This is a genomic window from Halomonas sp. MMSF_3323 (assembly GCF_030733595.1).
In the GTDB taxonomy this organism is placed as follows: Bacteria; Pseudomonadota; Gammaproteobacteria; order Pseudomonadales; family Halomonadaceae; genus Halomonas; species Halomonas litopenaei.
Genome location: NZ_JASHIT010000008.1, coordinates 41261 through 65124, shown reverse-complemented (window position 1 = coordinate 65124; position 23864 = coordinate 41261). Strand labels below are relative to the sequence as shown.

At 66.1% G+C, this 23864-nt stretch carries 15 protein-coding genes and 2 tRNA genes; 6 read left to right on the top strand and 11 right to left on the bottom strand.

Annotation, left to right across the window (positions count from 1 at the left end):
• The first annotated feature begins 111 nt into the window (after nucleotides 1-111).
• Nucleotides 112-588 (top strand): peroxiredoxin, encoded by a 477-nt coding sequence (locus RBB39_RS05575; protein ID WP_306168895.1) that lies wholly within the window; start codon nucleotides 112-114, stop codon nucleotides 586-588.
• A gap of 94 nt (nucleotides 589-682) precedes the next feature.
• Here the strand turns inward: RBB39_RS05575 and RBB39_RS05570 are convergent, their stop codons facing one another.
• Together RBB39_RS05570 and RBB39_RS05565 are read right to left on the bottom strand one after the other, a co-directional pair.
• Nucleotides 683-1804 (bottom strand): AI-2E family transporter, encoded by a 1122-nt coding sequence (locus RBB39_RS05570; protein WP_045991998.1) that lies wholly within the window; start codon nucleotides 1802-1804, stop codon nucleotides 683-685.
• A complete protein-coding gene (locus RBB39_RS05565) occupies nucleotides 1801-2043 on the bottom strand; it encodes a sulfurtransferase TusA family protein (protein WP_306168894.1) in 243 nt (80 codons plus the stop codon). Before RBB39_RS05565 ends, RBB39_RS05570 begins: the two co-directional genes overlap by 4 nt.
• 147 nt (nucleotides 2044-2190) lie before the next feature.
• Here RBB39_RS05565 and RBB39_RS05560 point away from each other — a divergent pair, with 147 nt between their 5' ends.
• Entirely contained in the window at nucleotides 2191-3753 is a 1563-nt protein-coding gene (locus RBB39_RS05560; protein ID WP_240184308.1) for a M48 family metalloprotease, read from the top strand.
• A 182-nt stretch (nucleotides 3754-3935) separates the two neighbouring features.
• Here RBB39_RS05560 and nadA read toward each other — a convergent pair whose 3' ends face one another.
• The 7 genes from nadA to RBB39_RS05525 form a co-directional block, all read right to left on the bottom strand.
• Complete coding sequence (gene nadA / locus RBB39_RS05555) at nucleotides 3936-4964, bottom strand: quinolinate synthase NadA (protein ID WP_045992009.1); 1029 nt, start codon at nucleotides 4962-4964, stop codon at nucleotides 3936-3938.
• Nucleotides 4965-5446: 482 nt separating this feature from the next.
• Nucleotides 5447-5522, bottom strand: a tRNA-Lys gene (locus RBB39_RS05550).
• Between the two features lie 41 nt (nucleotides 5523-5563).
• Nucleotides 5564-5639, bottom strand: a tRNA-Lys gene (locus RBB39_RS05545).
• 69 nt (nucleotides 5640-5708) lie between these two features.
• Nucleotides 5709-6578 carry a 23S rRNA pseudouridine(2605) synthase RluB gene (rluB, locus tag RBB39_RS05540; RefSeq protein WP_306168893.1) on the bottom strand — a complete coding sequence of 290 codons (870 nt, stop codon included), beginning with the start codon at nucleotides 6576-6578 and terminating at the stop codon, nucleotides 5709-5711.
• Complete coding sequence (scpB, locus tag RBB39_RS05535) at nucleotides 6575-7654, bottom strand: SMC-Scp complex subunit ScpB (protein ID WP_306168892.1); 1080 nt, start codon at nucleotides 7652-7654, stop codon at nucleotides 6575-6577. The genes rluB and scpB overlap by 4 nt, the downstream gene beginning before the upstream one ends.
• Entirely contained in the window at nucleotides 7651-8730 is a 1080-nt protein-coding gene (locus tag RBB39_RS05530; protein WP_306168921.1) for a ScpA family protein, read from the bottom strand. The genes scpB and RBB39_RS05530 overlap by 4 nt, the downstream gene beginning before the upstream one ends.
• A gap of 259 nt (nucleotides 8731-8989) precedes the next feature.
• Nucleotides 8990-10831 (bottom strand): DEAD/DEAH box helicase, encoded by a 1842-nt coding sequence (locus tag RBB39_RS05525; RefSeq protein WP_306168891.1) that lies wholly within the window; start codon nucleotides 10829-10831, stop codon nucleotides 8990-8992.
• Nucleotides 10832-11060: 229 nt separating this feature from the next.
• On the opposite strand from RBB39_RS05525, the gene RBB39_RS05520 reads away from it, so the two are divergent.
• Together RBB39_RS05520 and RBB39_RS05515 are read left to right on the top strand one after the other, a co-directional pair.
• Entirely contained in the window at nucleotides 11061-12182 is a 1122-nt protein-coding gene (locus tag RBB39_RS05520; RefSeq protein WP_213229929.1) for an efflux RND transporter periplasmic adaptor subunit, read from the top strand.
• A gap of 3 nt (nucleotides 12183-12185) precedes the next feature.
• Entirely contained in the window at nucleotides 12186-15257 is a 3072-nt protein-coding gene (locus RBB39_RS05515; protein ID WP_306168890.1) for an efflux RND transporter permease subunit, read from the top strand.
• Between the two features lie 90 nt (nucleotides 15258-15347).
• Here RBB39_RS05515 and RBB39_RS05510 read toward each other — a convergent pair whose 3' ends face one another.
• Nucleotides 15348-16151, bottom strand: coding sequence for a crotonase/enoyl-CoA hydratase family protein (locus RBB39_RS05510; protein WP_306168889.1), 804 nt, complete (start codon nucleotides 16149-16151; stop codon nucleotides 15348-15350).
• A 172-nt stretch (nucleotides 16152-16323) separates the two neighbouring features.
• Entirely contained in the window at nucleotides 16324-20241 is a 3918-nt protein-coding gene (purL, locus tag RBB39_RS05505; RefSeq protein ID WP_306168888.1) for a phosphoribosylformylglycinamidine synthase, read from the bottom strand.
• A 140-nt stretch (nucleotides 20242-20381) separates the two neighbouring features.
• On the opposite strand from purL, the gene mltF reads away from it, so the two are divergent.
• Nucleotides 20382-21857 carry a membrane-bound lytic murein transglycosylase MltF gene (mltF, locus tag RBB39_RS05500; protein WP_045991989.1) on the top strand — a complete coding sequence of 492 codons (1476 nt, stop codon included), beginning with the start codon at nucleotides 20382-20384 and terminating at the stop codon, nucleotides 21855-21857.
• 14 nt (nucleotides 21858-21871) lie between these two features.
• Nucleotides 21872-23842 (top strand): diguanylate cyclase, encoded by a 1971-nt coding sequence (locus RBB39_RS05495; RefSeq protein WP_306168887.1) that lies wholly within the window; start codon nucleotides 21872-21874, stop codon nucleotides 23840-23842.
• Nucleotides 23843-23864 lie beyond the last annotated feature (22 nt).

Here is a 23864-nt window from a genome sequence, read left to right as displayed (position 1 = left end):
GACCAGAGCACAAATGGTACTCAGGCGGCCATATCCTGTACAGCCGCGTCTTTACATGAAGAGCGTCATTGCGTGTAATCGGACGCCTATTTTTGCGATTCTGGAGCCACCATGACAGTGTCCATCGGCGAGCCGGTCCCCGACTTCAGCGCCAGCGCCACCGGCGACAACACCATCACCCTGTCGCAACTGCGCGGTCGCCAGGTGGTGATCTACTTCTACCCCAAGGCCAGCACCCCCGGCTGTACCACCGAGGGCGGCGACTTTCGTGACCACAAGGTAGACTTCGACGACGCCAACACCGTGGTCATCGGCGTCTCCCGTGACGGCATCCGTGCCCAGGAAAACTTCAAGGCCAAGCAGGGCTTCAATTTCGAGCTGATATCAGACAAGGACGAAGCCGTGTGTGGCCTGTTCGACGTCATCAAGCTCAAGAAGCTCTACGGCAAGGAGCACCTGGGTATCGAGCGCAGCACCTTCCTGATCGACAGCGAAGGTCGCCTGGCCAGGGAGTGGCGCAAGGTCAAGGTCAAGGGCCACGTGGAAGAAGTGCTGGAAGCCGCCCGCGAACTGCACGCCCAGTCCTGACACGCCGGCCCACGGATGCAAGCCTCGTCCTCCCCGGCAAAGAACGAATGCCCGGCCATTGGCCGGGCATTGTGTTTCGCCTCGAGAGCAGGGCTCAGCCGTCGGTGCCGGTCCCTGTACCTGCGTCAGAGTGGGGCGGCAACCTTGCCATGCTGCGCTCCTTGATCCCGCGAGGCCAGGCGTAGACCAGCGCCTTCAACAGGGTCGCCAGCGGGATCGCGAAGAACACCCCCCAGAAGCCCCAGACGCCGCCGAAGAACAGCACCGCCAGGATGATCGACACCGGGTGCAGATTGACCGCCTCGGAGAACAGCACCGGCACCAGCACGTTGCCGTCCAGCGCCTGGATCACGCCGTAGGCGACGATCACATAGAGAAACTGGTCGCCCAGTCCGAAGTGAAAGCCCGCCACCGCCGCCACCGGCAGTGTCGCAACCGCGGCGCCGATGTAGGGCACCAGCACCGAAAAACCCACCAGTACCGCCAGCAGCGCCGAATAGGGAAGGCCAAAGAAGGCGAAGGTGAAGAAGGTCACACTACCGACGATGACGATCTCGGTGGCCTTGCCGCGCACATAGTTGGCGATCTGGCAGTCCATCTCCTTCCACACCCGGGTCATCAGGTCACGCTTGGCCGGCAAAAGCGACACGGTAAAGCCCACCAGACGGTCACGGTCCTTGAGCATGAACAGCACCAGGATCGGCACCAGTACCAGGTAGATGAGCAGTCCCAGCACATTGCCGAGCGACGCCAGCGACAGCGTCAGCGCACGCTGGCTCAATTGGGTCGCCTCTCGGCTGAGCACGGCGATCCAGTCCTGGACCAGGTCCGGAGTGATCAGCTGGGGATAGCTCATCTGCAGGTCGTCCAGCATCTGCTGGCCGGCAGCAAACATCCGCGGCGCTTCCTGGATCAGGCTGGCGAGCTGGTTCCAGATCAACGGCAGCAGGATCAGCGCCAACGCCAGCAGCACCCCGACAAAGGCCAGAAAGACCGTCATGACCGCCACCAGGTGTGGCACCTTGCGTCGTGTCAGGGCGTTGACCGCGCCCTGCAGCAGAAAGGCCACCACCAGCGCGGTGAGAAAGGGCGCCAGCATCTGGCCGAGCCATATCACCACCGCCAGCCCCACCACCAGCAACACCAGCAGCAGCACCGCCTCTTCATCGGAGAAGTAGTGATCGACCCAGCCGCGAAATACGCTACGCAGACTCATGCATCACCCGCCTTGCGCAACCAGTAGACATAGACCTTGTCGCGTTCTTCGCGACCTTCCAGCACGTGGGCGCTGTGCTCGGCAAAGCTTTCAAAGTCTCGCCAGGAACCGGCGTCGGTGGCCCTGACCTCCAGCACCTGCCCAGGCGACAGGCGCGACAGCGCCTGCTTCGCCTTGAGCAGCGGCAGCGGACACGGAAATCCGCACGCATCTAGCACATCGTCAGGTTGCACTGCCATGATCTCTCCCGAGAGAATGCGATATCGGATCGCTGCACATCGCAGCGCCGTTGCCCCGAGGGGCGAGCCCTTGCGATTTAAAGGCACTTTTCCGGCTGAATCAATGTCCCAAGGCAACCCCCTCCAACGCTATCGACGAGGATTTCGATGCCCAAGCGCACGCTGTTTGCCGTCACCGCTCGCCCCGCGCGGGCACGCCGTCAGGCATCGCCTTGGCATCGTGGCCGCTGGCGCCCGATGCCGGGCCTGGCCCTGGCGTCGACGCTTGCATTGAGCCTGAACGCCACCACGGCACAGGCCCAGTATCTGGACCAGGGCACCCTGCTCGATCAGCCGAGGGAACTGAACCTGCCATCGCTGATGTCCACCGGCAGCAACGCCATCAGCGGCGAGGAAACCCGCCTTGGACGTGCCTGGCTACGCCAGTTTCGCGCCCACGTGCCGGAATGGCGCGACCCATTGGCCCAGCACTATGTGGAGACACTGGTCGGCCGCCTGGTGCCCTACAGCGACCTGGGAGGCATCAACACCACCATCACCCTGGTCGACAACAAGACCCTGAACGCCTTCGCCGTCCCCGGCGGCGTGGTCGGCGTCAACACCGGCCTGTTCGCCTTCGCCGACCAGGAGGCCGAGGTAGCCTCGGTACTGGCCCACGAGCTGGGCCACCTGTCACAGCGCCACTACGCCCGTAGCAAGGCACGCGCCGAGCAGACCCAGGTGCCGGCCATGGCCACCATGCTGGCGGGCCTGATCCTGGCCGCCAGCGGCGCCGGTGACGCCGGCATCGCGGCACTGGCCGGCAGCCAGGCGGCGATGATCCAGGACCAGCTTCGCTACTCGCGTCGCTACGAGGAAGAGGCCGACCGCATCGGCCTGCAGGCCATGGCCAGCGCCGGCTACGAGCCCCAGGCGATGGTCGACATGTTTCGCTCCATGCAACGCCTGATGAGCCTCCAGGGCGGCACTCCGCCGGAATTCCTGCTGACCCACCCGATCACCGAATCACGCATCAGCGACACCCAGGCCAGGGTCAACCAGACCCGGGTGACGGGCTCGGCACCGGATGAACTGCAGTATCAGTTCATCCGTGCCCGGGCACTGCTGGCGATCCACGAGCGTGCGCCCGGCCAGGCGATGACGGTGATGCGCCAGGACCAGGCGCCGGCGGACGCCCAGCGCTATCTGCAGGCGCTGATCGACGCCCGAGCCGGCCAGACCGGCTCGGCACTGAATACGCTCGACGGCCTGGCACGGGCCCACCCGGATACCGCCCTGCTGCCCGCCAGCGCCGTCCAGGTGGCGCTGGAAGGCGGGCGCGTCGACGAGGCCATCGAGCGTGCCCGGCGTCAGTTGCGCCTGATGCCAGGCTACCCACCGACCAGCCAGCTGCTGGGCGAGGCGCTCTTGCAGCGCGACCCCGACGCGGCCTACCGGGAACTCCACGAACTGGCCCAGCGCCGTCCCGAGGACCCCACCGTGTTCGGGCTGCTGGCGGAAGCCGCCGGGCGCAGTGGCCGCGAAGCCTGGGGCCATCTGGCCAGAGCCGAGCAACTGCAGCTGACCGGTGAGATCGATCGCGCCATTCGCCAGCTGGAGGTCGCCGAGGCAATGGCCGAGCGCGAAGGCGACCTCAACGCCAGGTCAAGCATTCAGCGTCGTCGAGACGCCTTCCTCGACTACCGCCGGACCATGGAGAAATTCCGCTGAGCCGGAAGCTCCGCTGAGCCCGACAGCGATCGGCGCGGTGACGACACAGTGCTCAGGCGACGCAACGCTCAGGCCCGCCAGCCCACAGACGACTCGGCCCAGGAACAAAAGCGCCCACGAGACTCTCTCGTGGGCGTGGGCTCGTGGGCGCGGGGTGTCACCAGGAAAAGTAACGGCTGGCCTCAGGCCTGAAACTCCAGCATACGCGTCAGCGGCTTCAGCGCCTGGGTGCGCAGGGCGTCGCTGACCTGGATCTCACCGCTGCCCTCTCGCAGCGCGGCGGCCAGATTGTCCAGGGCATTCATCGCCATCCACGGGCAGTGGGCGCAGCTTCGACAGGTCGCGCCATTGCCCGCCGTCGGGGCCTCGAACAGGGTCTTGTCGGGCACCGCCTGCTGCATCTTGAAGAAGATGCCGCGATCGGTGGCGACGATCAGCTGCTCGTTGGGCAGCTCCTTGGCCGCCTTGATCAACTGGGAGGTGGAACCGGCGACGTCGGCCAGACTGACCACCGCTTCGGGCGACTCCGGGTGCACCAGTACGGCGGCGTCCGGATAGACCGACTTGAGGTCCTCGACCCCCTTGGCCTTGAACTCCTCGTGGACGATGCAGGCGCCGTCCCACAGCAGCATGTCGGCGCCGGTCTGCTTCTGGATGTAGCCGCCCAGGTGCTTGTCCGGGGCCCACAGGATCTTCTCTCCCCTGGCCTTGAGGTGCTCGATGACGTCCACCGCGATGGAGGAGGTAACGACCCAGTCGGCACGCGCCTTGACCGCCGCCGAGGTATTGGCATAGACCACCACGGTGCGATCCGGATGGGCGTCGCAGAAGGCCGCGAACTCGTCCTCCGGGCAACCCACGTCCAGCGAGCAGGTGGCCTCCAGGGTCGGCATCAGCACGCGCTTTTCCGGTGACAGGATCTTGGCGGTCTCGCCCATGAAGCGCACGCCGGCGACCACCAGCGTATCGGCCTCGTGACGCGCACCGAAGCGCGCCATCTCCAGCGAATCGGCGACACAGCCGCCGGTCTCTTCGGCCAGCTGCTGGATGGCGTCATCGGTGTAGTAGTGCGCCACCAGTACGGCATTGTGAGCCTTGAGCAGGCGCTTGATCTCTTCGACGCGCGCAGCGTCTTCCGAGGGAATACGGGTAGGGCAGTACGGGCGCGCGAGATGCTCTCTGATCTCGGCGCGAGAAGTCATGATCGTCATCGTGTCTACCACTGTGATCGACAGGGGATCCCCCTGCTGATGGGACAGTGCCGCGAACGCTCCGTTCGGCGACACGCCAGGAGAACCCTCGAGCGTGGAGCCCGGCGCCGATAGCGCCAGCTGCGACTCCTGATGCGGCGCTGGAAAGGCGTCACTGCCGCTCCAGACCCGCTGCCGGTGGTTCTCTCCCTCACCCATGCGTCTATCGCAGCGGCGAGTCACTTGACAGTTTAACGCAGGCGGACGGTTATGCCGAGTCTCCACGCATGGCATCGGCGCAAGATTGCGCCTGCGGCATACCTGTTCTCGACTCCCTGTCGACACGATGGCACCGGCTCGGCGCCGTCGGCGCGGCGTACTCGCGTCGCTTGAGGAACGGCCTGTTCAGGCTGACAGCGCCGTCGTGGCGGCGGCGGCGACTCCAACCACAGACTGCGCACACGAAAAACGGCCCCCGCTGCAAGCAGCGAGGGCCGTGAATCTGGTGGGTCGTGTAGGATTCGAACCTACGACCAATTGGTTAAAAGCCAACTGCTCTACCAACTGAGCTAACGACCCGATCATGACAGGACATCGTCCTGACCATGCACAGGTTCGGATGGTGGGTCGTGTAGGATTCGAACCTACGACCAATTGGTTAAAAGCCAACTGCTCTACCAACTGAGCTAACGACCCTTCCGAACGGGTGCAGATATTACGGATATGCCCCTTTCGACGCAAGTGTTTTTTTCGATTACCGTATCTTTAGCGCTTCTTGTCGCCGCGATCCGGCTTGCCGCCACGCTTCATCGTGTGCACCGGGCGACGCTTGTTCTTGTCGCGGCTCCAGCGATTCTTCTCGTCCGGCGTCAACTCAGGCACCTTGCGCGATTCGAGTCCCGCCAGTCCGGCCAGGTCGTCGACCTCGTCCTGGGAAAGCTCGGTCCACTCGCCGGCCTTGGCCCGCTTGTCGAGGAAGATGTTGCCGTAGCGGACCCGCTTGAGGCGACTGACTGTCAGCCCCTGGGACTCCCACAGACGCCTGACCTCGCGGTTACGGCCTTCCATGATGACCACGTGGAACCAGGTGTTGATGCCCTCGCCACCGAACTCCTGGACGTCGCTGAAGCGTGCCGGGCCATCCTCGAGCATCACGCCTTCGACCATGGCCACCACGTGCTCGCGATTGACCTCCCCCATGACTCGCACCGCGTATTCGCGCTCGATCTCGGTGGAAGGATGCATCAGCCGATTGGCCAGCTCGCCGTCGGTGGTGAACAGCAACAGCCCGCTGGTGTTGATGTCCAGGCGGCCAATCGCGATCCAGCGCTCGCCCTTGAGGCGCGGCAGGCGGTCGAATACCGTACGCCGCCCCTCTGGATCCTTGCGCGTGCACAGCTCGCCCTCGGGCTTGTTGTACATGATCACCCGCCTTGGCACCTCGTCGGCGGCGCGCAGGGTGATCGGTCGGTCATCGAAACTGACCCGGTCACGGGCCTCCACTCGGTCGCCCAGGGTCGCCACGCTGCCGTTGACCTTGACCCGGCCATCGGCGATGGCGGCCTCCATCTCCCGGCGGGATCCCAGGCCGGCACGCGCCAGCACCTTCTGCAGTTTTTCGCTGGTGGTCGTCATTCGTCGTTCTCACTCTCTGTGGGTTCCACCCCCGAGGCAGCGTCATCATCGACGCGGCCCCGGGCGCGTTCGGACAGCCTGGCTTCCAGATCGGCAAAGCTCAGGCGAGCCCGTTCGGACGCCATCCCGGCGTGCTCGTCGTCGGCCGTCCCGGCCGTCGTCTCGGCTTCCTCGCGGGAAGCCGCCAAATCCTCGTCGTCGGGCATCTTACCCGCCGTCGTCTCGGCTTCCTCGTGGGAAGCCGCCAAATCCTCGTCGTCGGGCGCTTGGCCCGCCGTCGTCTCGGCTTCCCCGCGGGAAGCCGTCACTTCATCCTGATCGGGCGATGATGCCTCGCCTTCCTCGGTCTCGCCTCTTTCGGTTGCAGCTTCAGCGCTGCCAACTTCAGCGCTTCCATCTTCAGCGCTTCCATCTTCAGTGGGTTCACCCTCGGCAGTTTCACCCTCGGCGGTCTCACCATCGTCGTCCAGCGGCTCGTCGGCCTGGGCCAGCAGCGCCGAGGGCGGAGGCGGTGGCTCGTCCTCGGTGTCGAACTGTTCGAACTGCTTGAGCTCGTGCATCGGCGGCAGCTCGTCGAGGGTCTTGAGCCCGAAATCGTCGAGAAAGCCACGGGTGGTGGCGAACACCGCCGGTCGTCCCGGCACGTCTCGGTGCCCGACCACGCGAATCCAGCCACGATCGAGCAGGGTGCGCATGATCGAGCCGCTCACCGTGACCCCGCGGACCTCCTCGATATCGCCCCGGGTCACCGGCTGACGATAGGCGATCAGCGCCAGCGTCTCCAGCAGCGCCCGGGAATAGCGCTGGGGGCGTTCATCCCACAACCGGGCGACCCAGTTGGCCAGCCGCGGGCGAATGCGCAGCTGGTACCCGGAGGCGGTCTCGATCAGCTCCATGGCGCCTCTGAGGTGACGCTCGGACAATCGCTCCAGCGCTTCCTTGAGCGCCCGTCGCGGCGGGCGCTCGTGTTCATCGAACAGCTGTTCGAGGCGGTCCAGCGCCAGCGGTTGGCCGGCGGCCAGCAGCGCCGCCTCGACGATGTCGTCCAACGCATCGGGCGTCTCCATCACGCTCATGCGGGCTCATCTCCCTGTGTCTTGTCAACCGACTGACCGATACGCCTATCCGGTTCACCGGTATCATCGAAGGCGCTGTCGTCGCCCGCCTCGTCGTCAACAGCGCTGTCCTCGGCGGCACTATCATCCAAGGCATCATCCAAGGCATCACCGAAGGTATCGCCGAAGGTTTCGTCGTCGAAGGTTTCGTCGTCGAAGGCGCTCTCGCCCTCGTCCTCGAGCCCTTCGTACGGATCTTCGTCGCCGTCCTCGGCCAACCGCGCCCTGACGTGGATCGGGGACATCGGCGCATTCTGGACGATCTCGATCATCGCCTCCTTGGCCAGTTCCAGGATCGCCATGAAGGTCACCACCACCCCTGCCCTGCCCTCATCAAGCGAGAACAACGCCTCGAAGGGGGTGTAGTGCTCGTGAGTCAGGCGCTCCATGATCGCCAGCATGCGCTCCCGGGTCGACAGTACTTCACTTTCGATCTGGTGGGCCTGGTTGAGTTCGGCCCGGCGCAGAATGCCGGCCAGTGCGCCAAGCAATTCATCGAGCTCGACGTCCGGGTGGATGACCCGGGCCTCCACCGGGGGCAGCGCCGCCCGGGCAGGAAACCAGTCACGTCCAACCCGGGGCAACTCCGCCAGGGCCTCGGCGGCGAGCTTGAGCCGCTCGTACTCCTGCAGGCGGCGAATCAGCTCGGCGCGGGGGTCTTCGTCCTCGTCACCGTCCTCGCTCCTGGGCGGGCGCGGCAGCAGGGTGCGCGACTTGATCTCGGCCAGCATCGCCGCCATCAGCAGGTACTCGCCGGCCAGTTCGATTTCCATGGCCTTCATCAGTTCCACGTACTCGATGTACTGGTGGGTGATGGCGGCCACATTGATCGACAGGATATCCAGATTCTGCCGGCGAATCAGATAGAGCAGCAGGTCAAGCGGTCCCTCGAAGGTCTCGAGAAAGACCCTGAGAGCCTCCGGGGGAATGTACAGATCCTCGGGCAGCTCGGTGATCGGCTCATCGAACAGGCGTCCCAGCACCTGGGCGTGGGCTTCGACCTCGGCGTGAGGGGCAGCACCGGCCTGGGCCTGCAAATCGCCCTCGGTGTCAGGCCGAGTCGCTGCACCTTCCTCGTCAGTCCCACCCTGGGGTTGTTGTGTCGTCGGCGAGTCGCTCACGCGTGGGGGACCTGGGTTGCCATGGTAGTGGTTACGATGAACAAGGGAGGATGCGGCCGCTTGGACCGAGGCGCCACCAATCCCCCAGTCTATCAAGCTCCGCGCGATCTGGCTAAATCAGCGAGGCCCGGTCGGTGCTTCAGTCGGCACTTCAGGCGGCACTTCAGGCGGCGCTTCAGTCGGCGCTGTCGGCGGTGCGATAGCGGCCGCGATAGTCGAACAGCTTTTCACGCACCTGCCAGTGACGCCCCACCTTGCGCCCGACCACGAAATCCGGGGCCCTGAGCCTTTGCTGCTCGCGACATACCTGATCGGGTGACGTCGGCGACCAGGGCACACCGGGCGCCCGGGCGTGATCACGCAGAAACACCGCCTCGAAGGCCCGCCGCTGGGCGGGCGTCTCCAGTGCGAACCACTCGGCCAGGGTGGCGCCATCCTCATCATGGTAGGTGACCTTGAGCCGCGGCAGCCCCCGCCCATTGACGGTGGGCTCGAGCAGCATGCCGCTGACCCGCAGTACCCTGGCGTCCTTGAGCTTCAAGGCCTCGCGCAGCTTGTCATCGGCGTCCACCAGCAGCGTCTGGCACCCATGGCAGCGTCGGGCGGCGATATCGTTCTCGGCGCCGCAGTCACCGCAGGTCTTGAAGCGAAAACGAAAGTCGCACTGGCGCGCCCCTGGCTCGGCGGCGGCCAGCGCCCTGCCTTCGGCGTCGACCAGGCCCTGGCAGCGACGGCCGAAGTGTTCGATCACCAGCTCGCCGTCGCGCTTGCCCCAGAACAGGTTGGCGTGGCCACACAGCGGACAGGGCACCTGCACCGGCTCGCTGTCGCTGTCCGGCCGCGGACTGCCCACCTCCGGCGCATACAGGTCCCAGGGATTGCCGGCGTAGTCGAGGATCAGACAGTCGCGCTTGCCGGGCGAGAGCCTGAGCCCTCGCCCGACGATCTGCTGGTACAGGCCGACGGACTCGGTGGGCCTGAGGATCGCGATCAGGTCCACATGGGGCGCATCGAAGCCGGTGGTCAGCACCGAGACGTTGACCAGGTACTTGAGCCGTTTCGCCTTGAAGTCCTCGATCAGCCGGGTGCGCTCGTCACTGTCGGTATCGCCAGTGATCAGTGCCGAGGCTTGTGCCGGGAGATAGCCGAGGATCTCCTCGGCGTGGGCCACGCTTGCCGCAAACAGCATGACACCCTCACGCTCCCGCGCCCGCTCGATCACCTCGGCGATGATGCCTGGCGTGGCCCGGTGCCCGGCCACCACGCGATTGAGCTCTTCCTCGCGATATAGCCCGCCGGTTCCCGGCGCCAGTTGCGAGAAGTCGTAGCGGGCCACCGCCGCATCCACCTTGAGCGGGCTTGCCAGGTAGCCCTGGCGCACCATCAGCCGCAGCGGCTGCTCGAACACGCAGTCGCCAAAGAAGCTGTCCGCGTCACCGCGCACCATGCCGTGGTGGTGGCGGTGGTAGATGAAGCCCTGGCCCAGCCGATAGGGGGTCGCGGTCAATCCCAGTACCTTGAGCGAAGGATTGCGAGAACGCAGATGGTCGATGACCCGCCGATAGGAGGAGTCCGCGTCCAGCGATACCCGGTGGCACTCGTCGATCACCAGCAGGGTGAAGGGGCCGTGGGCGTTCTGCTCGTCGCTCACCGCGTCCAGGTGGCGGACCACCGACTGCACCGAGCCGAACACCACCTGGCGGGCGCTCTCCTTGCGCCCGAGTCCGGCGCTGAAGATGTCCGCCTCGAGGCCGTAGGCCAGGTACTTGGCATGATTCTGCTCGACCAGCTCACGCACGTGGGCCAGCACCAGCACCCGCCCTCGGGCCAGGCGGGCCAGTTCGGCGATGACCAGCGACTTGCCGCTGCCGGTGGGCAACACCACCACCGCGGGCTCATCGGACTGACGAAAGTGACCAATGACGCGTTTCACCGCATCACGCTGATAGGGCCGCAGCTCTGGCCTGACGGAGGCGGGAGGCGACGATGGCGGGAGCCGGGACTCGGTCTGGGGCATGACGACGCCTTTCCTCTGCAGGGTTCGGCAAACATTGATCCACGACACATCAGCGTGTACTCGGCGCCAGTAGCATAGGCGCCTGCGCGTCGAACCGACGCACTCTACGCCAAGCGCTCGATGCTCCACAACAGGGCCTGCCCCTCCCCCACCCTCCGGGCAGCCCTGAGGCACCGGCCTCGGCGAGTCACGCCGCACGTCAAGCGGCTCCGTCTTCAAGGACTCAGCCATGTCGCTTCGCCAACTCTGTCAGATGGCCTCCCTGCTCGTCTTTGCCGGTCTGCCCCTGCTGCAGGGCTGCTCCGAGGGAGATCCGCCCCTGGCCAAGCAGGTCACCCGCCCGGTCAAGCTGCTCACCCTGGACGAGATGGGCAATCGGTCCCTGACTCGCTACCCCGGTGTGGTCGAGGCCTCCGAACGCACCGACCTGGCCTTTCGCATCGGCGGGGAACTCAAGGAGTTGAACGTCCAGGCCGGCCAGGCGGTCACCAGTGGCGAGCGTATCGCCCTGCTCGACGACCGCGACGCCCGCAACGCCTTGTCCAACGCCCAGTCAAGCTACGACCTGGCGCTGGCGACCTACCGCCGCATGCAGATATCGCTGGAAAAAGGCGCCATCAGCCGCGCCGCCTTCGATGAAGCCCGGGCGGCCTTCCTGTCGGCCCAGGCCCAGTTCGACCTGGCCAAGGACCAGCTCGGCTACACCGAGCTGAAGGCGCCCTTCGACGGCGTCATCGCCAGCGTGCCGGTGGACAACTTCCAGGTGGTGGCCCCCCAGCAGACCATCGCGGTGCTGCAGCAGCCCGGCAATATCGACGTGACCTTCGACCTGCCCGAACAGCAGATCCGCCAGCTCGATCTGGAACGCGTGCGTGCCGCCCTCGAGAAGGCCGACAGCGTCGCCTGGGTGCGCTTCGGCGATGACGAGCGTCGTTTCCCCGCGCGCTACAAGGAGCACGATACCCGCGCCTCCAGCGGCACCCTCAGCTACACCGTCACCCTGACCCTGCCGACGCCGGACGACGTCTACGTGCTGGCCGGCATGAGCGCCGTGGTATCGATGGACCTCAACGCCCTGACCGGCGAAAGCGACGGCCTGTGGCGGGTGCCGCTGGGCACCGTGGTCACGCTGGAGGACGACCCCGAGGCCACGGTGGTGTGGCGCTATATCGCCGACGACGAAGCCTCGGGCAAGGTGGAAGCGGTACCGGTACAGGTCCGCACCGCCAGCGACGACGGCATCTTCATCGCCGGCGACCTGGCGGCCGGCGACCGACTGGTCGGCGCCGGCGCCCATCTGATGCGCCAAGGTCTTCGCGTCACCGCCTGGACCCAGGAAGAGGGGCTCTAGGTCATGGTCGGCTATTTTCTGCGCAACAAGACCATCAGCTGGATGGTCACGATCCTGTTGTCGGTGGGCGGTATCGTCTCCTTTCTCGGCCTGGGGCAGCTGGAGTTTCCCGACTTCACCATCCGCATGGCGCTGGTCAGCACCGCCTACCCCGGCGCCAACCCGCAGCAGGTCGAGGAAGAGGTGACACTGCGCCTGGAAAAGGCGATCCAGGAGATTCCCAACCTCAAGCGGGTCAGCTCGGTGAACAGCGCCGGGCTCTCCCAGATCACCGTGGAGCTCGACACCGACGTCCAGGGCACTGCCCTGCCCCAGTACTGGGACCTGCTTCGGCGCAAGATCGGCGACGCCCAGGCGGGCCTGCCCCCCGGCACCTCGGAGTCGCTGGTGGTGGACGACTTCAGCGACGTCTACGGTCTACTGTTCAATCTATCCGGCGATGACTACAGCCTCTACGACCTGAAGAATCAGGCCGACTTCCTGCAGCGCGAACTGCGCCTGATCGAGGGCGTCAAGAAGGTGGTGATCGCCGGCGATCGCCCGGAGCAGGTGACCATCTCGCTCAACCGCGAGCGCATGCAGGCTCTGAACATTCCCCCGGATGCACTGATCGGCCTGCTCAACGCCCAGAACGCGGTAGCCGACGCCGGCAGCGTGCGTCGACACGGCAAGATCATCTCGCTGCAGCCCAGCGGTGAATTCAGAAGCGTCGAGGCGCTGGAGGACCTGATCGTCGGTCGCCCCGGCGCCAACCCGGTGCACCTGGGCGACATCGCCACGGTGACGCGCGCGCTCACCGACCGTCCCGGTCAGCTCTACCATGCCGACGGCAAGCCGGCGATCTCGCTTGGCCTGTCGTTCGTGTCCGGGGTCAACGTGGTCAAGGTCGGCGAGGCGGTGGACGCCCGCCTGGCCGAACTGGAATCCCGCCTGCCGCTGGGCATGCAGCTGACCCCGGTCTACCACCAGCCCCAGGTGGTCAAGGAGGCGGTGTCCGGCTTTGTCATCAACCTGATGGAGTCGGTGGGCATCGTCATCGTGGTGCTGCTGGTGTTCATGGGCCTGCGCTCCGGCCTTCTGATGGGGCTGATCCTGTCGATCACCATCCTCGGCACGCTGATGCTGATGGCCGCCCACGGCCTGCAGTTGCAGAAGGTCTCGCTGGGGGCCCTGATCATTGCCCTGGGCATGCTGGTGGACAACGCCATCGTGGTCACCGAAGGCATGCTGATCGGCCTTGGCAAGGGCAAGAGCAAGCTCGAGGCAGCCAAGGAGGTGGCCGGCCAGAACTGGCTGCCGCTGCTCGGCGCCACCGCCATCGCCATCACCGCCTTCGCCCCCATCGGCCTGTCACCGGACGCCACCGGCGAACTGGTGGGCTCACTGTTCTGGGTGCTGTTCTATTCGCTGCTGCTGAGCTGGATCACCGCCCTGACGCTGACCCCCTTCTTCTTCGACATCTTCTTCAAGGACCGGGTGATCGGTGACGGCGACAGTCACGAGGATCCCTACAAGGGAGTGATTTTCCAGCTGTTCGGCTGGCTGGTCGACAAGGGCATTCGCTTTCGCTGGCTGACCATCGCGGTCTGCGTGGGCCTGCTGGTCGGCGCCTTCGCGCTGTCCTCCAACATCAAGAACGCCTTCTTCCCGGATTCCACCACACCGCTGTTCTTCGTCGATGTGTGGATGCCTGAGGGCACCGATATTCTCGAGAGCGAGCGGGTGGCCTCGCGCCTGGAGGCACAGGTGGCGACGATGGACCAGGTCACCCACGTGACCAGCGTGATCGGCGGCGGCGCCCAGCGCTTCACCCTGACCTACTCGCCCGAGGACCGCTATCCGAGCTACAGCCAGCTGATTGTCGAGACCGAGGATCTCGACAGCCGGGCCAGGCGCATGGCCGAGATCATCACCCTGCTGCGCGATGACTACCCCGAGGTGCAGTACAAGGTCCAGGCGCTGCAGGTCGGCCCTTCGGCCAAGGCCAGCCTGGAGGCGCGCCTGTACGGCCCGGACCCGGATACCCTGCGCAAGCTCGCCACCGAGGTCAGCGAGGTGTTCCGCGCCGATCCCTTCGTCGACAGTATCCGCCTGTCCTGGGGAAATCGGGTCGAGGAGCTGACGCCTGAGTTTCTCGAGCAGCAGGCGCGGCGCGTCGGCGTCACCCGCCAGGCGCTGCACCAGGCGTTGCTGATCCACAACGACGGCCAGATGGCCGGCGTCTACCGCGAGGGCTCCGACCTGATCCCCATCGTGCTGCGCGATGAACGGCAAGAGCGCTACGGCCTCAACGACATCGCCAGCCTCAACGTCTGGAGCGCCGAGCAGCAGACCTACATCAGCGCCGGCAGTGTGCTGGGGCCGCTCGAGACCCAGCTGCATGATCCGCTGATCAAGCGTCGCGACCGTCAGCGCATGCTGGCGGTCTACGCCGAGCCGCTACCGCTGTCCGGCGAGACGGCGGCCAACATCCTTGCGCGGCTCAAGCCCCGGATCGAGGCCATCGATCTCCCCGAGGGCTACCACCTGGGCTGGGGCGGCGAGGACGAGACCTCGCGTGACGCCAAGAAGGCGCTGTTCAAGTTGTTGCCGCTGGGCATCCTCGGCATGTTCATCCTGACCATGCTGCTGTTCGGCAACCTGCGCCAGTCGCTGGCGATCTGGGCCATCGTGCCCTTGACCGTGATCGGTATCGTCGGCGGTCTTCTGACCTTCAACGCCCCCTTCACCTTCATGGCGCTGCTCGGCACCCTGAGCCTGGTCGGCATGGTGCTCAAGAACGCCATCGTGCTGGTCGAGGAGATCAAGATCCAGATGCCGCTGTACGAGGCGCCCTTCGATGCGGTGATGGCCGCCGCCATCAGCCGGGTACGGCCGGTATCCATGGCGGCGATCACCACCATGCTGGGCATGATCCCGCTGTTCGGCGACGCCTTCTTCGCCTCCATGGCGGTGGTCATCGTGTTCGGTCTGGGTGCGGCCACCTTGCTGACCCTGGTGATCCTGCCGGTGATCTACGCCACCCTGTTCCGCATCCATCCTCCGTCGCCAGTCGAGGGGCCTACCGGAACCTGACCCCTATCGGAAGGTGACTGCAAGACAAGGCCCTCGCGGGCGATACCCGCGAGGGCCTTGTCGTTGGCTTGCGGCATAGGCCGCCGGCGCTCAATCGAACCGCGGTGGGTGCCCGTCCAGGCGTGCCCGGGTCGCTTCTCGCTGCTCGCGCCCGGCCAGCAGGTTGCGCTGCAGTTCGGCTTCCATGGCCAAGCGTCCGCGCTCATCCAGGCGCGGCGCCTCTCGCCACAGCCGACGCGCCGCGGCCACCGCCTTGGGCGAGCGCCGGGCCATGGACACGGCGAGCTCCAGCGCCGCCTCGCGCGGGTCCTCGTCCAGCCGCGAGGCCAGCCCCAGCACCATGGCCTCGTCGCCGGCCAGATGGCGGCCGGTCAGCATCAGATCCTGAATCACGTCCTGACGCAGCGCGGCGGCGGTGACGCTGACCGCCATATCCGACATCAGCCCCCACTCGATCTCCGGCAGCGCCAGCGTCGCCTCCGGGTGGACGATACGCAGATCGGCACCCAGCGCCATCTGCAGGCCGGCGCCAAAGACGTGACCATGCAGCGCCGCTACCACCGGCGCCCCCAGGTCACGCCAGCCAAGCGCCAGGCGCTGGGCCGGATTGACCCCACTGGCGTCCGGCGTCAGCAGCCAGGCCACGCGCTCGGGGCTTGCCACCACCGAGGCCACGTCCAGTCCCGAGCAGAAGCTCTCGCCCTCGCCGGTAAGCACCACCGCGCGCAGGCCCACCCGTTCGCCCAGCCAGCGCTGGACCTCGAGCAGGGCGTCGATCATCGGCGGATCCATGGCGTTGTGGCGATCTGGCCGCTCGAGATGTACCCGTGCCACATGGTCGATCAGGGAGACGCTCAAGCGGTCATGAAAACTGCGCTGGGTGGATGAGGACATGGAAGCTCCGTCGATAAGGTGGCCGGTCAGGTGATCGATAAAGGGGCGAAACTGTGCAAGCGGGAACTTCAACTTGGCACCTGACGCCGCTCGATACAACACCTGACGTTGTCCCGGATACGACAACGCCGCCCGCAGGCGGCGTTGTCGTGGGTCAGGAGGGACTGGAGGATCAGCCCAGCCACACCCGGGCATTGCGGAACAGCCTGAGCCAGGCGCCGTCCTGGCTCCACTCGGCCGGCCGCCAGGAGTTGGTGACGGCACGCACCACCCGCTCCGGGTGGGGCATCATGATCGTCACCCGGCCATCCGGCGTGGTCAGGCCGGTGATACCGGAGGGCGAGCCGTTGGGGTTGGCCGGGTAGCGGGTGGTGCACTGGCCGTGGTTGTCGATATAGCGCAGGGCCACCTGGCCCGAGCCCTGCATGCTGCGCAGGTGGGCGCTATCGCGAAACTCGGCGCGGCCCTCGCCATGGGCCACGGCGATGGGCAGGCGCGAGCCTTCCATGCCGGCCAGCAGGATCGACGGGGTCTTCTCCACCTGCACCATGGCCACTCGGGCCTCGAACTGCTCGGACTCGTTACGCACGAAGCGCGGCCAGTTCTCGGCGCCGGGGATCAGCTCCTTGAGCTGGGACAACATCTGGCAGCCGTTGCACACGCCGAGGGCGAAGCTGTCGTCGCGCGCGAAGAAGTCGGCGAACTGCTCGCGGGCGCGGGGGTTGAACAGCACCGACTTGGCCCAGCCACCACCGGCGCCGAGCACGTCGCCGTAGGAGAAGCCACCACAGGCGGCCAGCCCCTTGAATTCGTCGAGACCGACACGTCCCTCGAGCAGGTCGCTCATGTGCACGTCGACCGCCTCGAAGCCGGCCTTGTCGAAGGCCCAGGCCATCTCCAGGTGACCATTGACGCCCTGCTCGCGCAGGATGGCGGCACGCGGACGTGCGCTGTTGACGAAGGGCGCGCTGATGTCCTCGTCGACGTCGAAGGTCGGGCTGGCACTCAGGCCCGGGTCACGGGTGTCGAGCAGGTTGTCGAACTCGTTCTTGGCGCACTCGGGGTTGTCGCGCAGAGCCTGCAGGCGGTAGCTGGTCTCGCTCCAGGTGCGCTGGGTCAGCTGCCGGGTGGTCTCCAGCAACGGCTCCTCGAACAGGGTCACGCGGATCTGGTCGTCGTAGCGCGGACGGGCGATGACGCCGCAGGTCTCGATACCGGCGGCGGCGAACTGGGCCAGCACCTCTTCGGTGTGCTCACGGCTGACCTGGATGACCGCCCCCAACTCCTCGCTGAACAGCGCGTCCACCGCCTCGGCGGCCTCGTCGATCAACCAGTCGAGCTTGATCTCGAGCCCGGCGCGGCCGGCGAAGGCCATCTCCAGCAGGGTGACGATCAGGCCACCGTCGCTGCGGTCGTGGTAGGCCAGCAGTCGACCGTCGGCGTTGAGCCCCTGGATGACGCTGAAGAAGGCCTTGAGGTCCTCGGCGTCGTCCAGGTCCGGGCAGTCGTTGCCGACCTGGCCGTAGACCTGGGCCAGGGCGGAGCCGCCCAGACGATTCTTGCCGGCGCCCAGGTCGATCAGCAGCAGGTCGCTCTCGTCCTGGTCGAGGCGAATCTGCGGGGTCAGCGTCTTCATGGCGTCGGTGACCGGAGCGAAGCCGGTGATCGCAAGGGTCAGCGGCGAGGTCACCGCCTTCTGCTCACCGTCCTGCTCCCAGGCGGTGCGCATGGACATGGAGTCCTTGCCCACCGGCACCGCGATGCCCAGCGCCGGGCACAGCTCCATGCCGACGGCGTGCACGGCGTCATACAGCGCCTGGTTCTCGCCTTCATGGTCCGCCGCGCTCATCCAGTTGGCCGACATCTTGATGTCGCCAAGCTGGGCGATCGGGGCAGCGGCCAGGTTGGTGATCGACTCGGCCACCGCCAGGCGTGCGCTGGCGGCGGGGTCGATCAGCGCCACCGGCGACCGCTCGCCCATGGCCATGGCCTCACCGGCGTGGGTATCGAAGCTTGCCGTGGTCACCGCCACGTCGGCCACCGGCACCTGCCAGGGACCGACCATCTGGTCACGCGCGACCTGGCCGGTGATCGAGCGGTCGCCAATGGTGATCAGGAAGCTCTTGGAGGCCACGGTGGGCAGACGCAGCACGCGATCCAGCGCCTCGCGCAGGTCCAGGTTGTCGAGCATCACACCGGGCAGTTCCAGCGGGGCACGCTCGAATTCACGCTGCATCTTGGGTGGCTTGCCGAACAGCACGCTCATCGGCAGGTCCACCGGGCGGGTGTCGAAGTGGCCGTCCACCACCGCCAGGTGGTGTTCTGCGGTGGCCTCGCCGACCACCGCGTAAGGGCAGCGTTCGCGCCGGCACAGGGCGTCGAAGGTCTCGAGATCCGCAGGTGCCACCGCCAGCACGTAGCGCTCCTGGGCCTCGTTGCACCAGATCTCCAGCGGGCTCATGCCGGGCTCGGCGTTGGGCACCTCGCGCAGGCTGAACAGACCACCACGATCGCCGTCCTTGACCAGTTCCGGCAAGGCGTTGGACAGACCACCGGCGCCTACGTCGTGGATAAAGCAGATGGGGTTGTCGTCACCCAGCGCCCAGCAGCGGTCGATGACCTCCTGGGCACGCCGCTCGATCTCGGGGTTGTCGCGCTGAACAGAAGCGAAGTCGAGATCGAAGCTCGACGAGCCGGAGGCCATCGACGACGCTGCGCCGCCGCCGAGCCCGATCAACATCGCCGGGCCACCCATCACGATCAGCTTGCCGCCCACCGGGATCTCGCCCTTGGCCACGTGCTGTTCGCGGATGTTGCCGTAGCCGCCGGCGATCATGATCGGCTTGTGGTAGCCGCGACGCTCGATGCCGCTGGCACCGAGAGCGTCCTGCTCGTAGGTGCGGAAATAGCCGGTGAGGTTGGGACGGCCAAATTCGTTGTTGAAGGCGGCGCCGCCGATGGGGCCCTCGAGCATGATCTCCAGGGCGTTGACGATGCGCTCGGGCTTGCCGTAGTCGAACGCCTCCCAGGGCTGCACGAACTCGGGGATACGCAGGTTGGACACGGTAAAGCCGGTCAGCCCCGCCTTGGGCTTGCCGCCGATGCCGGTGGCGCCTTCGTCGCGGATCTCGCCGCCGGCACCGGTGGCCGCACCGGGATGAGGCGCGATGGCGGTCGGGTGGTTGTGGGTCTCGACCTTGGTCAGGATGTGGATCGGCTCCACTTCCCCGCCGTAGCTGGCGCGCTCACCGTCACGACCGGTCAGCGGGGTGGCGAAGAAGCGACGCGCCTCGCTGCCCTTGATCACCGCAGCGTTGTCGCTGTAGGCCGACAGGATGCCGTCCGGCGAGGCCTCGAAGGTGTTCTTGATCATCTTGAACAGCGAGTGGCTCTGGGCCTCGCCGTCGATGACCCAGTCGGCGTTGAAGATCTTGTGGCGGCAGTGCTCGGAGTTGGCCTGGGCGAACATCATCAGCTCGACGTCGCTGGGGTTGCGGCCCAGCTCGACAAACGCCTCGACCAGGTAGTCGATCTCGTCCTCGGCCAGGGCGAGTCCCAGCTCGCGATTGGCGACCTCAAGCGCAGTACGGCCACCCTCGAGCACGCCCACCTGGCCCAGCGGCGCCGGCTCATGGTGGGCGAACAGGGTGGCGGCGTCGGAGCTGTCTCGCAGCACCGTCTCGGTCATGCGGTCATGCAGGCCGGCGACGATGGCGTCGAAGTGGGCTTCCTTCAGCGTACCGCGCACCTTGATGCGATAGAGGATGCCGCGCTCCAGGCGGTTGATCTGGGTCAAACCGCAGTTGTGGGCAATGTCGGTAGCCTTGGATGACCAGGGAGACTGGGTGCCGATACGTGGCACCACCAGCAACGCAAGCCCCTCCACATCGCTATCCTGCTGTGCCGGCCCGTAGTCGAGCAGGCGCTCGAGCAGGCTCAGTTCGGTGGCATCGAGCTCCCGCTCCAGATCGGCAAAGTGCACATACTCGGCGTGCAGCGCCTCGATCTCGGGGACGGACACACGCAGTTGAGCCAGCAGCTTGGCGTGACGGAAGGTGGACAGGGCGGGCGCTCCGCGCAGTTCGAGCATATCCAGGAGCCTCTGAAGATCAGCGATAAAAGAAGGGGGCCGCGGCGGGCGAGACGGCATATGATACTGGAAACCGACGGGTGCGAGAAATCGATGCGGATGACAGCGCCCCGTGGGCTGGGTAAGGTGGGCGCTCCACCATGAGCGATTTTGCCCCGATGAAGGACGGTTTCCGTCATGCGCGGCGCCTGCGCATCCTTGCCGCCAGTGGCCTGGGCCTGCTGTGGGCGCTCTGGCCAACACCGCCCGGCCCCTCCTCAAGCGCTGCCCTGGAGCGAGTACTGGCACGTGATTTCATCACCGTGCACACCCGCAATACCCCCTTTACCTACTACGAGGGGCGCCAGGGACCTACCGGCTTCGAGTACGAACTGATGCGTCGCTTCGCCGACCGCCTCGGGGTCAGCCTGAACCTGAGCGATGACCACCATGTGCAGAGCGTGCTCGACGCGGTGCGCCACCAGGGCGACCTCGGCGCGGCCGCCCTGCCGCTGGATCCGCTGGCGGAAGGCCTGGTGTTTTCGCGCCCGATCCTGTCGATGCAGCCGATGGTGGTGTATCGCCGAGGACTGCAGCCGCCCAAGGCGCTCGATGACCTCAAGGACTGGAACATCGGCATCGCCAAGGGCACCGGCATCAGCCGCGTCATGCACGAATTGCAGCGCGAGCACCCTCGCCTCAGCTGGAAGGAAGCGGAAGACCTGGAGATCGCCTCGCTGCTCAGGCGCATCGAGGATGGCGAGCTGGACGCCGCGGTGGTGTACGCCCACCAGTTCCGCCTCAATCGTCTGTTCTTCCCCGAAGTGGAAGACGGCTTCGACATCGGCGAGCCGGTGACCATGGCCTGGGCCTTCTCCGGGAAAGACGGTCTGGCGCTGATCGAACGCGCCAATACGTTCTTCGACGAGCTTCGCGCAGACGGTGAACTCGACCGCCTCACCGCCCGCTACTTCGGTCATGACGACTATCTCGAGTACGTCGGCGCCCGGGTCTTCATCAACCACGTCAACAAGCGCCTGCCCCGCTTCGATGCCCTGTTTCGAGAGGCCGCCCGCGCGCAACACTTCGACTGGAAGCTGCTGGCGGCGGTGGGTTATCAAGAGTCCCACTGGGACCCGGAGGCAACGTCGCCCACCGGGGTGCGTGGGCTGATGATGCTGACCAACGCCACCGCCGAGGAAGTCGGAGTATCGAACCGGCTGGACCCGGCCCAGAGCATCGAGGGCGGCGCACGCTATCTGCGCAGCGTCGAACAGCGATTGCCCGAGTCGATCACCGGGGAGGACCGCCTCTACATGGCACTCGCGGCCTACAACGTGGGCCTCGGCCATCTGTATGACGCCCGTGATATCGCCCGCATGCGGGGTGGCAACCCGGATCTGTGGCGTGATGTGCGTGAGGCGCTGCCCCTGTTGCAGGAAAGCCAGTGGCACAGCAAGACACGCCACGGCTACGCAAGGGGTGGCGAACCGGTCATCTATGTGCAGAATATTCGCCGCTATCTCGAGATCCTCGACTACGTCGATCGCAGCCAGCAGCAGTTCCACCAGCTGAATGCCCGCCTGCCCGATCAAGCCGACGCCGAGATCTTCGAACTCGTGCCCCCCATGCCCTAGGACACCTTGCCTTCATGTCTCGAATTGCCCTGTCCATGACGCTGCTGGTCATCCTGCTGGCCACGGCGGGACTGATCGTCGACCCCTCGATGATCCAGGATCAGAGCCACAGCGCCAGCTGGACCCTGCTGCTGCTGACCGGCATCGGCCAGGCGATGTGGTACTGGCGTGGGGTGAGGATGTCGGTCGTGTGTCTGTTGCCGGTGCTGGCGATCCTGCTGCTGGGCCTGGCCAGCTACCTGCTGCCCGAAGCCCTGATCTCTTACGTCACGCTCGACCAATGGGCATCGTGGCTACCCGGGGTCCAGGGCCTCGACGATCTTCGACCGCCCTTGATGGAGCTGCTCATCCTGCTGGCGCTGACTGGCGGGCTGCTGGGACGCACCCGGGCGAGCCTGGCCGCCCCGCTGCTGCAGGCGCTGGCGGCGCTGTTACTGGTCACCGAAGCGCTGCTGGTGATCACCGACGAGATCCGCTCGCCGCAGAACCTGGCAGGCACCCCCGCCAGCATGCTGTTGCTGGCGCTGTTGCTGGTCGCCCAGTTCGTCGGCGTGGTCTCGGGGTGGCGCCACACCCGGATCAGCATCCTGCGCAGCCTGATTCCCTCGCTCGCCCTGGTGCTGGTCAGTCTGTTCGTCTGGAACCAGCAACGTGTGTACGTGGACCAGCAGCTTCAAGACGAGCTGCAGGGCGAATCGGATCGTCTGGCGACTCAGCTTGGCGCCGAGATAACGGCCCACCTGGAGGCAGTGAGACGTTTCGCCAGCTTCTGGAGCCTGCTGGAAGAGGCCCCCAGCGCCGAAGAGTGGGAGCGCCAGGCCGCCTTTTACCACCAGGACTTCAGCTACTTTCTCAACATCGCCTATATCGAAGCCGACGGTACCATCCGCCTTGTCCACCCACGCGATGACAGCAACCGGGCGATCATCGGCATCAATGCACTAGACGTGGACCGCCCCTACGTCGACGCACTGGCGAAGGCACTTTCCGACAACCAGGAGGGCCACACCGGCGTCGTGCCACTGCTGCAGGGGATGCCCGGCATGATCTACTACCTGCCGATCACCTCCCCCGACCAGCAGCGCGTCACCGGCGCTGCGGCCATGGTGCTCAGCCTCCCGGTGCTGGCCGACAAGCTCTACGCCGAGACCCTGCTGGACCGTGAGCATATCCGCATGCGCTTTGCCGTGGACGGTGACACCATCCGCGACTGGCCGACCAGCGAGTCGCCAGGCCCATGGACCACGCTTAGCCTGCTTGCCCTTGACGAACAAGAGCTGACCGTCGCCTTGAACGCCTCCACCGGCTACTTGCTGGGTCTGCGTTCGCGCCAGCCGGTGGCCAGTCTCAGCATCGGGCTGCTGCTGGCTTACCTGCTGTACATGGTGGTATTCGGCCACCACCGCATGTCGGTACAACACTCGTCGATGTACCGCTCCAACGAGGAGCTGCGCCGAGAGGTCCGCCATCGTACCGAACTGCAGCGTGAGGTGGAGTGGCTTGCCGGCCACGACGAGCTGACGCTGCTGCCCAATCGCCGCCTGTTCATGTCGACGTTGCGAGAACAGCAGGAGTGCCGCCCGCTGAGCGTTCTTCTGTGTGACATCGATCACTTCAAGAGCATCAATGACCAGCTCGGCCACCAGGCGGGGGACGAGGCGCTTCGTCGCTTCGCCCGAGTGGGACGCCTGGCGATGCCCGAAGGGGTGGTGCTGGCCCGTTACGGCGGCGAGGAATTCGTGGCCCTGCTGACCGGGGTGGCCGCGGACGAGGCCGTCGAGATCGCCGAATCCCTGCGCCAGAGCGTGATGAACTGCGGCGTTGAGCATGCCGATGGGCGCCCCATGACGGTAAGCATCGGCATCGCCAGCCACGGCGCCGGCGACCTGATCGCCGAAGACCTGCTCCACCGCGCGGATCTGGCGCTTTATCGGGCCAAGCGGCAGGGGCGCAATCGTATCGAGGTTTGTGGATCACCTGCCTGAGCGCGGCCTTGCGCGGATCTGG